This is a genomic window from Alteromonas sp. MMG017 (assembly GCF_018100795.1).
Taxonomy (GTDB): domain Bacteria; phylum Pseudomonadota; class Gammaproteobacteria; order Enterobacterales; family Alteromonadaceae; genus Alteromonas.
The window spans coordinates 245249-260903 of the sequence record NZ_JAGJDY010000005.1 but is presented as its reverse complement, the minus strand read 5'-3'; the positions used below and the strand labels follow the sequence as shown (position 1 = coordinate 260903).

General features: G+C 43.9%; 12 protein-coding genes. 7 read left to right on the top strand and 5 right to left on the bottom strand.

The genetic code is table 11. The features are described 5' to 3' along the window. Window positions 1-5 precede the first annotated feature (5 nt). The 5 genes from J8L84_RS10020 (at window position 6) to J8L84_RS10000 (ending at window position 5137) form a co-directional block, all read left to right on the top strand. Entirely contained in the window at window positions 6-569 is a 564-nt protein-coding gene (locus J8L84_RS10020; RefSeq protein ID WP_211070572.1) for a DUF1415 domain-containing protein, read from the top strand. Between the two features lie 157 nt (window positions 570-726). Then, window positions 727-1449, top strand: a complete 723-nt coding sequence (gene tsaA / locus J8L84_RS10015) for a tRNA (N6-threonylcarbamoyladenosine(37)-N6)-methyltransferase TrmO (RefSeq protein ID WP_211070571.1) — start codon at window positions 727-729, stop codon at window positions 1447-1449. 85 nt (window positions 1450-1534) lie between these two features. Next, entirely contained in the window at window positions 1535-3199 is a 1665-nt protein-coding gene (locus J8L84_RS10010) for a proline--tRNA ligase (protein WP_211070570.1), read from the top strand. Window positions 3200-3299: 100 nt separating this feature from the next. Beyond that, a complete protein-coding gene (locus J8L84_RS10005) occupies window positions 3300-4145 on the top strand; it encodes an MBL fold metallo-hydrolase (protein ID WP_211070569.1) in 846 nt (281 codons plus the stop codon). 47 nt (window positions 4146-4192) lie between these two features. Further along, on the top strand, window positions 4193-5137 hold the full coding sequence (locus tag J8L84_RS10000) for a phospholipase A (RefSeq protein ID WP_211070568.1): 945 nt from the start codon (window positions 4193-4195) through the stop codon (window positions 5135-5137). Window positions 5138-5178: 41 nt separating this feature from the next. Here the strand turns inward: J8L84_RS10000 and J8L84_RS09995 are convergent, their stop codons facing one another. From J8L84_RS09995 to guaB, 4 genes are all read right to left on the bottom strand, one after another. Beyond that, the gene (locus J8L84_RS09995) at window positions 5179-6075 is read right to left on the bottom strand and encodes a histone deacetylase (protein ID WP_211070567.1); all 897 of its coding nucleotides are present in this window, start codon (window positions 6073-6075) and stop codon (window positions 5179-5181) included. A 109-nt stretch (window positions 6076-6184) separates the two neighbouring features. After that, window positions 6185-7807: a methyl-accepting chemotaxis protein gene (locus J8L84_RS09990; protein WP_211070566.1), complete on the bottom strand. Its 1623-nt coding sequence runs from the start codon at window positions 7805-7807 to the stop codon at window positions 6185-6187. Window positions 7808-7973: 166 nt separating this feature from the next. Further along, the gene (guaA, locus tag J8L84_RS09985) at window positions 7974-9551 is read right to left on the bottom strand and encodes a glutamine-hydrolyzing GMP synthase (RefSeq protein WP_211070565.1); all 1578 of its coding nucleotides are present in this window, start codon (window positions 9549-9551) and stop codon (window positions 7974-7976) included. A gap of 95 nt (window positions 9552-9646) precedes the next feature. Continuing rightward, window positions 9647-11116, bottom strand: coding sequence for an IMP dehydrogenase (guaB, locus tag J8L84_RS09980; RefSeq protein ID WP_062087657.1), 1470 nt, complete (start codon window positions 11114-11116; stop codon window positions 9647-9649). Window positions 11117-11216: 100 nt separating this feature from the next. Between guaB and xseA the strand changes: the two genes are divergently transcribed. Together xseA and J8L84_RS09970 are read left to right on the top strand one after the other, a co-directional pair. After that, window positions 11217-12572 carry an exodeoxyribonuclease VII large subunit gene (gene xseA, locus J8L84_RS09975; protein ID WP_211070564.1) on the top strand — a complete coding sequence of 452 codons (1356 nt, stop codon included), beginning with the start codon at window positions 11217-11219 and terminating at the stop codon, window positions 12570-12572. A 10-nt stretch (window positions 12573-12582) separates the two neighbouring features. Next, window positions 12583-13746, top strand: coding sequence for a hypothetical protein (locus tag J8L84_RS09970; protein WP_211070563.1), 1164 nt, complete (start codon window positions 12583-12585; stop codon window positions 13744-13746). Window positions 13747-14090: 344 nt separating this feature from the next. On the opposite strand, the gene der is transcribed toward J8L84_RS09970, so the two are convergent. Next, the gene (gene der / locus J8L84_RS09965) at window positions 14091-15536 is read right to left on the bottom strand and encodes a ribosome biogenesis GTPase Der (RefSeq protein ID WP_211070562.1); all 1446 of its coding nucleotides are present in this window, start codon (window positions 15534-15536) and stop codon (window positions 14091-14093) included. Window positions 15537-15655: the final 119 nt, after the last annotated feature.

Here is a 15655-nt window from a genome sequence, read left to right as displayed (position 1 = left end):
AAATCGTGAACGATACCCATCTTATTGAAGCCACTATGCGTTGGGTTGATGACATTGTCATCAACCACAACTTTTGCCCCTTTGCAGGTTTCGTCCGTCAACCGGGCCAAATTCACTGTGTCGTGGTTAATGGGGATGCAGGCGATGTTATTGCCTCGCTTTTCGATGAGTGTAAACGCTTAGACGAACAAGACGATATTGCCACTACCCTTGTTATTGTGCCCTCATCGTCTACAGCTTCCTTTGATGACTACCTAGATGTATTGGCGATATGTGACCGCATGCTATCTGATTGGGGGTATACGGGCGTGTATCAACTTGCTAGTTTTCATCCTAACTATCAGTTCGATGGCGAAGCGATAGACAGCGTAGCAAATTATACCAACCGCTCTCCCTACCCTTTACTTCATTTAATTCGCGAGCGTGATATTGCCCGCTATATGAAAAACGAAGATGATGCAGAGAAAATTTACACTCACAATATTGCCAAAGCTAATGAACTAGGCTGCCCTTATTTTGAAAAAGCATTGAATGAGATGCGAAGCGCTAAAAATAAAAACGGCCTGTAAAATCACAGGCCAAAGGGTTTGATTGGGTCCAGGGATGCCAAATACGGCCGCCCCAGATGTCCGTAATTGGTTCAAGGTTTTAAACTTGAACCCGTACTCTACGTAAACTATGTGAGAATTTTATGACAGTGCGCTATGCAAATAGGATTTTACGGTAATGACTCCCAATCAGTTCCCCCTTTGTGCCATCGGCCATATACAAACACCGTTTAAACAAAAGTTTGCTATTCCCCGACAGCCCAATTTAGCCAAGGCTAAGGGACAAGTCGTGTTAGCACCGGACTTTGATGACCCTCGTGTCTTTAAAGGTTTAGAAGTATTTAGTCATGTATGGCTACTTTTTCTATTCCATGAAAATTTAGACAAAGGCTGGAAACCTTCAGTTAAAGCCCCTCGTTTAGGTGGAAACGCAACGCTTGGAGTGTTTGCCTCAAGAAGTACACATCGCCCGAACGGTATAGGCATGTCGGCCGTGAAAAATTTAGGTTCTGAAACTGTGGATGGAAAGCTTACCTTAAATGTTGAAGGGGTAGACTTGTTAGATGGCACGCCCATTATCGATATTAAGCCTTATTTGCCCTATGCCGATGCGCTTCCCCATGCTACTGACAGCATGGCAGAACTGACACATGCCGCACCTATCCCTAACTTAGATGTGACAATTAACCCGCTCGTGCAAGACTTGTTGCAAGAAGCCGCGGCACAGCATCCCGACCTGCCCACATTACTAACCGCGGTGCTAGCTCAAGACCCCCGTCCCGCTTATCGTCATAAACTAAGCAATGATGAAAAAACTTACCATACTGCACTGTATAACTATGATTTTGCCTTCACGGTAAAAAATGGTGTAGTCGACGTCGTTGGGATTAACACGCTTTAGACGCACGTGGTTGTAGCACTATTGCTCACAGTTAATTAGAATACGCTCAATTGTATTTTTCATAGTTATAGGAAGACCGCTTCGAATGCGCACTAGTCAATATTTACTTGCCACGCAGAAAGAAACTCCGGCCGATGCTGAGGTTATCAGCCACCAGTTAATGTTACGTGCTGGTATGATAAGAAAACTGGCTTCAGGCCTTTACACATGGTTGCCTTCCGGGCTTCGCGTGCTGAATAAAGTGGCAAACATCGTTCGTGAAGAGATGAACAAAGCAGGCGGTGTAGAAGTGTTAATGCCCGTGGTTCAACCTGCTGATTTGTGGGAAGAGTCTGGACGATGGGAAGAGTACGGCCCAGAATTACTGCGCATTAAAGACCGCCACCAGCGAGACTTTGTGTTAGGTCCTACACATGAAGAAGTGATCACATCGTTAGTCAGAAACGAAATCAGTAGTTACAAACAACTGCCTATCAATCTTTATCAAATTCAAACTAAATTCCGTGATGAAGTACGCCCTCGTTTTGGCATTATGCGTGGACGTGAATTCACCATGAAAGACGCCTATAGCTTTCACTTAGACGATACGTGTTTAGATAAAACGTACCAAACAATGTATGAAGCCTATGGCAATATCTTTAACCGCATGGGCTTAGACTACCGTGCTGTTATTGCCGACTCGGGTTCAATTGGTGGAAACCATTCCCATGAGTTCCACGTACTTGCCGAGTCTGGTGAAGATGCAATTGCCTTTGCGAGTGACAGTGACTATGCCGCAAACGTTGAAATGGCCGCAACAGCAATGCCAGAAAAACAACAAGCTTCAGGCGCAGCAGCTGAAGTAGTAAGTGGCAAAGATTCTGATAGCGCGCTTAGCATTTATGTTGTTAAAGGCGAAACAGAGGAAGAAAATACAACCGAACAATGGGTAGTATTAGTGTTGCGCGCAGAACACGCGCTTAACGATGTTAAGGCAGAAAAAGTAGCTGGCGTAGCCAGTCCGCTTGTTATAGCTAGTGAAGAAAAAGCCACTGAAATTTTAGGCGCTCACCCAGCTTTCGTTAACCCTAATGATATTACATTGCCAATGCATGTCGATTTTAGTGCCGCTGCACTTGCCGATTTCATATGTGGTGCCGGCGAAAATGGCCAAATCATGAAAAATGCAAACTGGACTGTCGATTTACAAACAGCTGATTTACGTAACATTGTAGCTGGTGACGCTTCACCAGACGGCAATGGTACTATTGAAATAAAGCGCGGTATTGAAGTGGGCCACATTTTCCAACTGGGTAGCAAATACTCAGAAGCGATGAATTGTGGTGTACTAAGCGAAACTGGCAAGCATCAAACCCTAACCATGGGATGCTATGGAATTGGCGTTTCACGTATTGTTGCGGCAGCTATTGAACAAAACCATGATAAATACGGCATTATGTGGCCTGATCCAATTGCGCCTTTTAAAATTGCATTAATTCCAATGAATATGCACAAATCTCACCGCATTAAAGAAGCGGCTGAGGCACTTTATGAACAACTGATTGCGTTGGGTATAGACGTATTATTTGACGATCGTAAAGAACGCCCAGGTGTGATGTTTAATGATATGGAATTAATTGGCATACCTCATAGTATTGTTATCGGTGAGAGAAACCTCGACAATCAACAAATTGAGTACAAAAACCGCCGTACAGGTGAAAAGCAATTACTAGATTTAGATTCGGCTAAAGACTTTGTTGTTAGTCTTTAACATTGTCTATTATTGAAAGATAAATATTAGTAATCTTGCATTTAATTTTGTATATAGCTTTGCAATAGCGGTTAGCTAAAAAAATAAAAACGGTGAACATATGCGGTTAACATTTTACGGCGTGAGAGGCTCTATTCCTACTCCTGGAAAAGCCTATGCTCGCTATGGTGGTAATACCGCATGCGTTCATATTGAATTAGCCGATGGTACAGATATTGTGCTTGATTCGGGAACGGGTATCAGGCTGTTGGGAAATAAACTTCGCAGCAAAGATACCCCTATTCACTTGTTGCTCAGCCATAATCACTGGGATCACATACAAGGTTTTCCATTCTTTAGCCCTATCTTTCAAAAAGACAGAGATATCTATATTTATCCAGGGCAAACGACCTTGCCCGAACACGATCAAATTTTAAAACAAATGGAAGGCTCAACGTTTCCTGTTCCTGTCAGTGCGTTACAATCGAAGCTCCATCTAACCATTATTCCGCCTGAGCAAGATATTTGGGAAATTGGTTCTGCGACCATTCGCCGAATACCAATTAATCACCCTGGCAAGGGTAGCGCCTATAGTATTGAAGAAAAAGGCACTAAAATAGCCTACATTACTGACAACGAACTCTACCCGCCGTATAAAAAAGAAACTGACTTTCTAACATTTGTCGATTTTGCTAGAAATGCAGACGTTATTATTCACGATGCACAATATATGATGTCAGATATGCCTGCTAAAACAGGTTGGGGTCATTCAGTTGCTGAAGAAGCGGTAAAACTCGCCATGGCAAGCAATTCAAAACAATTAGCGCTGTATAGCCATGATCCAGATCGCACAGATGAGGATATTGATATGGTGGTTGAACACTGTATAGATTACATCACTATTGCAGAATCGAACCTTAAAATATTTGCATCAGCGGAAGGCCAAACATTGGACTTCGCTGATTAAGATAACTCAGCAAATAATAACGACTTACCTAACGGAGAACACCACCAGTGTCAGTGTTTAAGCCATTTTTAATATTGGCTGCAGTCAGTCTGTGCAGCATAAATGTCCTTGCCCAAGAAAATACGCAAGACGAACAAGAAAGTGATATTGAAGTCATTGATATCATTAAACGAGATACCACAACTGAAAGTGCGCTCGATAACCGCTTGGAAGGTGACAAGGAAGCCATTGATAACGTTTTTGCTATCACACAGCATAGACAAAACTATTTACTTCCTATGACTTACATTACCAATCCAAATTCAAACGGTAATGACGAACTCACAGAAGAAAATGTCGATAAAAAAGAAGCCAAATTTCAGGTTAGCGTAAAGCTGCCTCTTTATTTGGAAGACACTGGGTTTGACGGCGTTTACCTTGGCTTTACCCTTACTTCGTTTTGGCAGTTATACAACAGCGAAGTGTCTAAACCTTTCAGAGAAACCAATTATGAGCCAGAAATATTTTGGCAAGAAACGGCAGACTATTCCGTTTTAGGGTATAAATTTAATACCTTTCAAGTAGGGTTCAACCATATGTCTAACGGACAGAGTGGCCTTAGCTCTAGAAGCTGGAACCGTATTTTCGCCTCTGTTGTGTTTAGTGACCAAGATGATATTTATTATTTAAAAACTTGGTATCGTATTCCTGAAGACGACAAAGAAGACCCCCTTGACCCTACCGGTGATGATAATCCTGATATCGAAAACTATTATGGCCGTATGGAATTTGGTTACGGGCGAAAGCTTGGTAATTTCAAAGTAATGGCATTGCTTCGCAATAACCTTAACTTAGGGAATAACCGAGGTAGTATTCAAGTTGATTTAACCTATCCGCTTACCGACCGTTATGAATTACTGTTTCAGTACTTTAACGGCTATGGCGACTCACTGATTGATTATAACCGCTCTCAAGAGCGTGTGGGTTTAGGCTTCCAGCTACTTTTCCTATAAGCATTAAATCAATAAGAGGCCTTATTTGATGGGCCTCTTATTTAAATAACACCAGCAGCTTTATACAATTGCAAATGAACATCCACTAACGCTTCTATATCGCGCTGATAACCACCACCAATAACCGCCGCAATGGGTACTCCCATGCGTTCAGCAAACGCAAAAACCATATCATCTCGAGCACTAACGCCTTCGGTTGTGATATTTAATAAACCCAAATCGTCATTAATATGAATATCTACGCCAGCGTCATAAATAATGGCATCTGCTTGAAATTGCATGGCCACCATGGCGAGGGTTTCTTGTACCGCATTTAAATATTCGTCGTCTTCACAGCCCTTCACCATACCTATATCGATATTTGAATGCTGCTTTCGATAAGGGAAGTTTTTCTCACCATGAACTGACACAGTGAAAATACTATTATCGTATTGAGCAAGCTTAGCGGTACCGTCACCCTGATGGACGTCAAAGTCGATAATTAACACATTATCTATACCATCACATTTTTGCATCGCTTTAGCGGCAAGAAATAAATCGTTAAATAAGCAAAACCCTGATCCAAAGTCTGAGAAAGCATGATGGTAGCCGCCGGTCAAATTCAACGCCTTACCATGCTTTATAGCCAATTGGGCAGTTAAACAGGTGCCAGCCACTGCAGTCAGCGTACGTTCGATAAGTTGATCAGACCAAGGAAAGCCAATACGACGCATGGCTTTTTTATCTAATGTGCCGCTTGTTAACTGCTGAACATAGTCTTTGTCAAAGTGAGACTCCAACTCTGATACCGCAAACGGCGAAGGTGTGTGAAATACATTATCAGCGACACCATGAGCCGATAACGCATTTCGAATACCTTGGTATTTATCAATGGGGAAGCGATGGCGTTCAGGTAAGCTGAGTTGGCTATAAATAGGATGGAATACCAGTGGGATCATAACGTCTCAGTCACTACCTTGTTTTATTTGCGGCGAAAACCCCAGTGAGTTTGTGAAAACGAAGCATGCACTTAAACTAACTTCATTTCATTATACGCAATATCATGTATTAGCGGGTTAAACTGTTCACCACTTTTTCCACATTGACCGACATACTCTTCATCGACTCAGCCATGTCATCACGTTGCGCCAATTTATGATAGCGGTCAGACGATGCCACCACATTCGCAATAATACTTTCCACCTGCGATAACACTGCCTCTTGCTCGTCAGCTGCTTCATTAAGGGCAACCACAACGCTTGCCGTTTCCTTAATATCATCAACCACATTATTCAGGGTTTGTAATGCAATAGCAGCTTCAGCCGCATTGCTGTCTGAGAGCTGCTTACCTTCTTCCATGGCCAACACGGCTCCACGGGCTTCGGCTTCAAAACTACTAAGAATATCGTTTATCTCTTTCGTCGATTGCTGTGTTTTCGCTGCCAACGCCCGCACTTCATCTGCTACCACGGCAAAGCCTCTGCCATGCTCGCCTGCCCGAGCGGCTTCAATGGCAGCATTCAGGGCTAATAAGTTGGTTTGATCGGCAATTTCGTTAATCACATTAACCACTTTGAGAATATTTTTACTGCGGCTTTGTAGGTCGCTTACAATATCGCTCGACTCTGTTACTGTTTTTGCTAGTTGCTTAAACCCTGCATTCGCTCGCTCAAAAGTTGAATAGCAACTCGCTACGTTCTCTTCTGAATTTTTGGTAGCCACAGCCACTTGGTCGGTAATCGCAACCAAGTTCTGCACTATGCCTTTTAATTTATCAGTGGTGGCATCTAACGAAAGTGAAGCATCGCGCTGCTCTACCGCGCCATCCATGATTGATTGCCCCACATCGCCAAGGGCAACGAAAGCCCGTTCCATTTCTAATTCAGTTTGATGCAACTGTGTAACCGAGCTTTTTAATTTGCTTTGTAATGCTCTGGCAGAATCAGCCAAAATGCCTAGCTCGTGTCCACTTGAATAAGTCAGCGGGTAATCGTATTGACTAGTAGCGAGGTTAGAAATACACGCGGCTACTTCACGAGTAGGATTAATCACTTGGGAGCGAAGACGACTAATTACATAAACTACAGATAGCAGTGATAGCACAATAGCAGCAAGCAAAATGAGCCATAACATCCTGCGCGTACCGTCCTTTAAGTCGGTGATGGCGAGTGCAGATTGATTCGCTATTTCATCGGCAATACTTTCAAGTAGTTTTGCTGGCTCTCGGTCGATACCACGAACATAGCTATCCCCTACTTTCGGGTCAAAGCTCGATGCGATAAAAGCTGCATAACCTTCTCTATACTTTTCGGCCATATAGGCGTGCGCTGTTTGGAATTTTCGAATATCCGCTTTGGCTTTGTCGCTTACTACAGGGTTTGCCAGCATTTGGCTAAATTGTTGCTTTATCTCGGCTTCGCGTTTTTGAAAGCGAGACCAGTACTTTTCACGATCGTCGTTGTTGTGTCCTCTCAGCAATGTATTTTTCCACTCCTGAACTTGGGTTTTGAAGGTATTTAAGGTTGCGTTAACGTCACGCTCTGCCTGAACAAGGGTATGCTCTAGTGATTCGAAACTGCTTAACAGCGAGAAAGATTTATAGATGGATGCGGCGTTTAGAAAAACCAATAAACATAAGCTCGCAAGCACAGGGGTAATTACCAATCGACTGATACTGGTATAATTGAACACAGCGGTAAACCTTTAGTCTAATAAAAATGCGAAAATCGTGGAACGCCGCCATTAAATGATATGTTAATGACAGAAACGTGACAGAAAAGGTATCACGCTGAATACCTTTACCTATTCGTTAATACGTAAATATTATAGTCAAAAAAAAAGGCCTTTCGGCCTTTTCTTATTCCCATTCAATCGTCGCTGGCGGTTTACCCGATATATCGTAAACAACACGGGAGATACCATCAATTTCGTTGATGATACGATTCGATACTTTACCTAAGAAATCATAAGGTAAATGCGCCCAATGCGCTGTCATGAAGTCGATTGTTTCTACCGCACGCAGCGATACAACCCAATCGTATTTACGGGCATCACCCATTACGCCCACAGAACGTACAGGTAAGAATACAGTAAAGGCTTGGCTGACTTTTTGGTATAAATCAGCGTTGTACAACTCTTCAATGAAAATAGCGTCTGCGCGTCGTAGCAAATCGCAATACTCTTTTTTCACTTCACCAAGAACGCGTACACCTAAACCAGGCCCTGGGAATGGGTGGCGATAAAGCATGTCATACGGTAAACCTAGCTCAAGACCAATTTTACGCACTTCATCTTTAAACAGTTCTCGCAATGGCTCCACTAAACCTAGCGCCATATCTTCTGGCAAGCCACCCACATTGTGGTGAGACTTAATCACATGGGCCTTACCTGTTGCAGAACCGGCTGATTCAATCACATCTGGGTAGATAGTGCCCTGAGCTAACCATTTCGCATTGGCAAGCTTTCCAGCTTCTTCATCGAACACACGGACGAATTCATTACCAATCGCTTTGCGCTTAAGCTCTGGATCTTCGATATCTTTTAATCGGCCTAAGAAACGCTCTTCCGCGTCAATACGAATAATATTGAGACCGAAATGGTCACCAAACATTTCCATTACTTGATCTGCTTCGTTCAAACGAAGCAAGCCGTTATCTACGAACACACAGGTTAGGTTCTCACCAATAGCGCGGTGAAGCAGCATGGCAGTAACAGAAGAATCTACGCCGCCAGATAAACCTAATATAACGCGGTCGTCGCCAACCTTTTGTTGAATGCGCGCAATCGCATCTTCAATAATGGCATCGGCAGTCCATAATTTCTCACATTTACACACATCCATGACAAAGTGGCTAAGCAAACGCATGCCTTGCTTAGTGTGGGTAACCTCAGGGTGAAACTGAACACCGTAAAATTGCTTTTCTTCGTTATACATAGCAGCGTGCGGACAAGAAGCCGTTTGCGCGATAGTTTCGAATCCAGCAGGTACTGCGGCAACTTTATCACCGTGACTCATCCATACATCGAGCAGTGCATTGCCATTTTCACCAATGCTATCTTCAATGTGGCTAAGTAAAGACGTAGGTTTAATAATTTCGACCTGTGCGTAACCAAATTCTCGCTTGTCAGAGCCTAAAACACCGCCGCCCAGTTGGGCCGCCATGGTTTGCATGCCATAACAGATACCAAAAACAGGCACGCCAGCTTCGAACACGTATTCTGGGGCGCGAGGAGAGTTTTCTTCGGTCACCGATTCAGGGCCGCCCGACAAAATAATACCTTGTGGATTAAATTCTCGAATTTGCTCTTCGGTCACATCCCAAGCCCAAAGCTCACAATAAACGCCTATTTCACGTACACGGCGTGCTATTAGCTGCGTGTACTGTGAACCAAAATCTAAAATAAGAATGCGTTGGTCATGGATATTTGTGGTCATGTTTTTACCCGTTTTATAATAGAACGAAGGCGGCAATGAGGCGGAAAGTTAACCGCCTCACGATGCGCTGTATATGGTTATATCTTGTCGCGAATCTAGCCTAGACGGTAGTTCGGCGCTTCTTTAGTAATGCTAACATCATGAACGTGAGATTCGCCCATACCTGCTGAGGTAACACGAACAAACTGCGCTTTAGTGCGAAGTTCATCAATACTGCCACAGCCGGTAAGCCCCATCGCTGAGCGTAGCCCACCCATTTGCTGATGGATGATATTCGCAATAGGCCCTTTATAAGCTACGCGACCTTCAATACCTTCAGGCACAAGTTTTTCTGCATTGTTTGATTCTTGGAAGTAACGGTCAGATGAGCCGTGATTTTGGTTCATTGCGCCTAGTGAGCCCATACCGCGGTACGATTTGAAGTAACGACCTTGATAAAGTTCAACTTCACCTGGCGCTTCTTCCGTTCCCGCTAACATGCTACCTACCATTACGCAGCTTGCGCCAGCGGCTAGGGCTTTCGCGATATCACCAGAGAAACGAATACCGCCATCGGCAATAACCGGAATGTCTGTACCTGCAAGTGCATCTACCGCATCAGATACCGCGGTAATTTGTGGTACACCACAACCGGTAACGATTCGGGTAGTACAAATAGAACCTGGGCCTATACCTACTTTAACCGCATCAACGCCTGCATCGGCCAGTGCTTTTGCACCATCACCGGTTGCAACGTTACCTGCAATAATTTGTACATCAGGATAATCGGTACGTACTTTCTTAACGCGGTCAATAACGCCTTGCGAATGACCATGAGAGGTATCGATAAGTAAAACATCTACACCGGCTTCAACTAAAAGTTGAATGCGCTCATCAGTACCTGGCCCAACGCTAACCGCAGCACCAACGCGTAATCGACCCAACGAATCTTTACAGGCATTTGGTTTGTTTTCGGCTTTTTGAAAATCTTTAACCGTAATAAGACCGGTAAGTTTGAACGCATCATCTACCACAAGAATTTTTTCAATGCGGTGTTCATGCATAAGATCGAGTACTTGATCTGAACTTGCACCTTCTTTAACAGTAACAAGGTCGTCTTTACCTGTCATAACATTACTAATAGGCAGCTCAAGACGTTTTTCAAAACGTAAATCACGGCCAGTAACGATACCAATGAGGTTATTTTGATGGTCGGTTACCGGGAAACCAGAGTAACCAAGGCGCTTAGAAAGGTTAATAACTTCGCCGATTGTGGCATCTTTAGCAACCGTAACGGGGTCTGATACCACGCCACTTTCGTACTTTTTCACTTCACGAACATGTTTTGCCTGCTGCGCAGGTTCCATGTTTTTGTGAATGAAACCGATGCCGCCCTCTTGAGCAAGTGCAATCGCTAGGCGTGCTTCAGAGACGGTATCCATCGCCGCAGAGACCATAGGGATATTTAACGTGACACCACGAGTTAGACGAGTTTGAAGTTTGGCAGTATGTGGAAGAACTGTCGAGTGGCCGGGAACCAGCAACACATCGTCGAACGTCAGGGCTTCTTGGATGATTCGTAGCATGCAACAACACCTATTCAGTTGAGGGTTAATTGCGGCGCAATTGTAGTGTTTTTTAGATTTCAGGTAAACTCTATTTTATTAAACCAGACGATTTTTTCTTATGTTTACATCTTCACCCTCTACATCGCGACAAATTTTAACAGTTACTAAGCTAAATCGGCTTGCTCGAACCGTGCTTGAAAGCGAAGTGGGACTTATATGGTTATCCGCTGAAATATCTAATTTTGTAAGTGCCGCTTCCGGTCATTGGTATTTCACGTTAAAAGATAATAAGGCACAAGTGCGTGCTGCCATGTTTAAAAATACTAATCGCACTGTAAAACAGCGCCCGAAAGAAGGCGATAAGGTACTTGTACGTGCATCCGTGGGTATTTACGAAGCAAGAGGCGACTACCAGCTTGTCATTGAGCACATGGAAAGCGACGGCGAAGGCGCACTACAGCAAGCCTATGAAGCTTTAAAAGCAAAGCTCAACGCTGAAGGCTTGTTCAGTATCGAACGTAAACGCCCTATGCCTGAGGTTATTAATCGTATTGGTGTTATTACCTCATCAACGGGCGCAGCGCTGCATGACGTACTTAGTGTGTTAAAACGCCGTAGCCCACAAACGGAAGTTATTGTTTACCCTTCTATGGTGCAAGGTGAGACCGCGCCAGCTCAGCTTATTAATGCTTTACGCACTGCGAATCAACGAAATGAAGTCGATGCACTTTTGCTAACTCGTGGTGGAGGCTCGTTAGAAGACTTATGGTGTTTTAACAATGAAAACCTTGCTAGAGAAATTGCCGAGTCACAATTGCCGTTAATTAGCGCCGTTGGTCATGAGGTTGATTTTACTATTGCTGATTTTGTTGCCGATTTACGCGCCCCTACTCCTTCGGCGGCCGCTGAAATATTGAGCCAGGATACTAACGCGCTCAGTGAGAGCCTAGTGCAATATAAGCAACGCTTAACCCGTGTCATGCTGCAAAAACTCAGTCATTTAGCGCAACAGCATAAACTCGGGCACCAACGTTTACAGTCAGTGCATCCGCAAAGCAAAATACAAAATCAGTGGCAAGCCCTTGATAGGCTTCAATTACGCTTAAGCCATGCTATCAATAATAAACTCGCTATCGAAAATAATCGGTTCGAGCATATCAATAATCGCTTGGCGCAACAAAGCCCAGCGGTAAGAGTAAATCAAGCTAAAGCGCGCATAGCACAATCCCATAAAACCCTTTGTAATAACATGAAGCAACTAATGAATACTAAACAACAGGCATTTGCTGCAAAAGTCGGTTTGTTACAGTCGGTCAGTCCCCTTTCTACATTGTCTCGAGGCTACAGTATTACCATGTCGAACGGTACGGCAGTTACGTCAGTGGATACTGTTAAAGAGAACGATATACTTAAGTCTCGAGTGACTGATGGAGAAATAACCAGTAAAATAGTGGAAATTCGTCGTCATCAATAAAGGTTGACTTTTGTTTCCTATTTTTTCGCGTTCGCTCTGGTTGTTAGTAGCCCTAGCTTCTTTATGCGCACCAGCCGTTTATGGTCAGCAACAGGCAGCATTATCTGAGTTGCCGATTTTGCCTGAACCGTCATCTTCATCGACGGCTGTGCCTGAAGCCCCTGCTATAGCAATTTCACTGGCGGTGTTTTCTACTTACCCCAGTGAAACCCTTTTAGATGCCTGTGGCGATACAGAGGCTACGCAGGAGTGTATTGAGGATACTATTGCCCCAGAAGCATTTATCTCCACACTGATAACAAAGTCTTGGTTCACTGAGATTAAACCTTTCGGTAATGACTCAGACTATGAATTGCTTATTGCTAACGTGGCTAAGCAAGGTGAAACCGTAAATCCAAGTAAAAAGCTAAGCAAAGAAAAGCACTTCACTGAATTAACCCTGCAATGGCGAGGTATAGAGATTGATTCTTTGGTTATTGCCAGCCAAGTGAATGACAGTGAAGCTTCAACAGAGAAGGCCATAGAACCGCTTGTTTCTTGGTACAAGCATGCTACTGAAAATGAGCTGTTCACCCCAACCTTTTTATATCATGCACTGAACGCAAGCGATTATGGCAACCATTTGAGCGTTCCTGAGTCTTTGGGTGATTTCACCAGACTTGATACTCAGCTGTATCCAGACCCATTCAAGGGCTCGATTACACGCTACACCCATCCTTCCTTTGAAGATGCTTTAGTGGACGTAACGGTTTTTCCCATTTTGGCGAAACTCGACACAAATGCATCAAGTGATACAGCGGACACGGCGAACACCAGCATTGAAAACTCAGCCCGCACTGACGCTTTACTTCATCAGCAACTAGATGAGGACTGGAATAAAGCTGATCACGTCGCTAACGCGCGCAATTTAACCCTTTCTCAACCCCAGCCAATATCGGCGTTTAATGTAAAGGGTTTTGCCAATGGGTGGCGATTAGTGCTTAAAGCAGACTCGCCAGTAGACGATCCTATTTTCGCGACTACCTATGTATTTACCCGTAATGATAAAATAGTGAAAGTGGCTACCACCTTCCCTAGCGACTTTTCTGACGATTTAGCCAACGAACTCATTGCTCATATCACAGTGCCAGAAGAATCTATGCTGATGCAGCAAGTTCGCGCCATGCTTAAGTAGAATGTTCGGCCAATAGCCCCCTGCCAAGGGGGCTTTTGAAAAGCGAGTTATTATAGGCTCATAGAGAATAGTTCGAAGTTAGGCGTTTGTGGCGATTAACTTTTAGCGACTAGCTTTGGGCGACTAGCTTTTAGATAGAAAACTTAGCGAAAAGCTCATGAAATCCCTTCGTAAATAATAAATAAACGCGTGAAGAATACGCTCACTAAAACAAAAAAGGTCGACGCTTGTAATAGCGTCGACCTTTTTATTTGTTTGAAATATATATGAAATAGTACGTTTCAAAACCCGCATTTCGTTATTGCAGCAAAGCGCTTTGTTATCGCGCTGGCGCTAATGCTCGGCTATTTTTTCTTACTATGATAAGACAGTAAACGCTTGCGCTTACGTTCTTGAGTAAGGGTAAGCTTATTCTTTTTGCCTTCAAACGGGTTCGCCCCTTCCCTAAATTCAATACGTATAGGCGTTCCCATCACCTGAAGCGCTTTACGGAAGTAGTTCATCAAGAAGCGTTTGTACGACGTAGGTAAATCGTCAACTTGGTTACCGTGAATAACAATCACAGGCGGATTATAACCACCAGCATGGGCATATTTCATTTTAACCCGACGTCCGCGCACTAGTGGCGGCTGATGGTCATCTTGCGCCATTTCCATAATCTGCGTAAGCATAGAGGTATTAATACGCTTAGTGGCGCTCAGGTAAGCTTCTTGTACTGATTCAAATAAGTTACCTACACCTGTACCGTGCATTGCAGAGATAAAATGCAAACGCGCAAAATCAATAAAACCGAGACGGCGATCGAGTTCACGCTTTATATCGTTTTTAATATCAGTACTAAGCCCATCCCACTTGTTCACTGCAATTACCAGTGAGCGACCGGAATTTAACACAAAGCCGAGTAAGCTTAAGTCTTGGTCGGTAATACCTTCACGGGCATCAATGACCATCAACACTACGTTTGCTTCATCAATCGCTTGCAAGGTTTTAACGATAGAGAACTTTTCAACCGCCTCATTCACTTTTCTGCGTTTGCGAACCCCAGCGGTATCGATGAGAATATATTCACGATCGTCACGCTCCATTGGAATGAAAACGCTATCACGGGTAGTACCAGGTAGGTCAAAAACGACAACCCGTTCTTCACCTAAAATACGATTCGTTAACGTAGATTTACCCACGTTAGGCTTGCCAACAATCGCCAATTTAATAGGCTGGTCTTGAAGACGTTTGAGTTGCGCTTCCGCATCAAGCTCTTCTTCTTGCGTTTCCTCAACAATACGCATGTCAGGAAAAGACGCTTCAAGTGGCACAAGTGCATCTTGAAGTAATTGGCTTACACCACGCCCGTGGGCCGCAGCAATTTGCTTAACCGTACCTAAACCCAACGCGTAAAAGTCGGCGCTTTCGCTATCACCATCTATACCGTCTACTTTATTAGCAACGACAAATACCTGTTTATTTAGGCGACGTATGTGATCAGCAATACCTTGGTCTGCTGGCAATAAACCCGCTCTGGCGTCAACAAGTAGTAATACTACATCGGCTTCTTCAATGGCTAAAAGAGACTGCTGCGCCATTTCAGCATCAATACCTTCTTCGTCACCCGTGATACCGCCGGTATCCACCACGATGAATTGACGCTGTTCAAACTTAGCCTGACCATATTTACGGTCACGGGTAAGCCCTGGGTAATCAGCGACCAGCGCATCACGTGTATTAGTTAAACGATTAAACAAGGTGGACTTACCCACATTAGGGCGGCCTACCAAAGCAACAACGGGCAACATGTATCAAATCCTAAAGGAAAAAAGCTAAAAAACACAAACCGCAAGTAAGCATAGCTTACTTGCGGTCAGAGTGTGATTGGGCATTATACCTGTTTAGGTATGATGCGTCAGCCTAACAG

Excerpts from the sequence above, each read along its gene's own strand:
- tsaA (WP_211070571.1), top strand. The coding sequence starts at position 727 with ATGACTCCCAATCAGTTCCCCCTTTGTGCCATCGGCCATATACAAACA.
- J8L84_RS10010 (WP_211070570.1), top strand. The coding sequence starts at position 1,535 with ATGCGCACTAGTCAATATTTACTTGCCACGCAGAAAGAAACTCCGGCC.
- J8L84_RS10005 (WP_211070569.1), top strand. The coding sequence starts at position 3,300 with ATGCGGTTAACATTTTACGGCGTGAGAGGCTCTATTCCTACTCCTGGA.
- J8L84_RS09995 (WP_211070567.1), bottom strand. The coding sequence starts at position 6,075 with ATGATCCCACTGGTATTCCATCCTATTTATAGCCAACTCAGCTTACCT.
- guaA (WP_211070565.1), bottom strand. The coding sequence starts at position 9,551 with ATGACCACAAATATCCATGACCAACGCATTCTTATTTTAGATTTTGGT.
- guaB (WP_062087657.1), bottom strand. The coding sequence starts at position 11,116 with ATGCTACGAATCATCCAAGAAGCCCTGACGTTCGACGATGTGTTGCTG.
- xseA (WP_211070564.1), top strand. The coding sequence starts at position 11,217 with ATGTTTACATCTTCACCCTCTACATCGCGACAAATTTTAACAGTTACT.
- der (WP_211070562.1), bottom strand. The coding sequence starts at position 15,536 with ATGTTGCCCGTTGTTGCTTTGGTAGGCCGCCCTAATGTGGGTAAGTCC.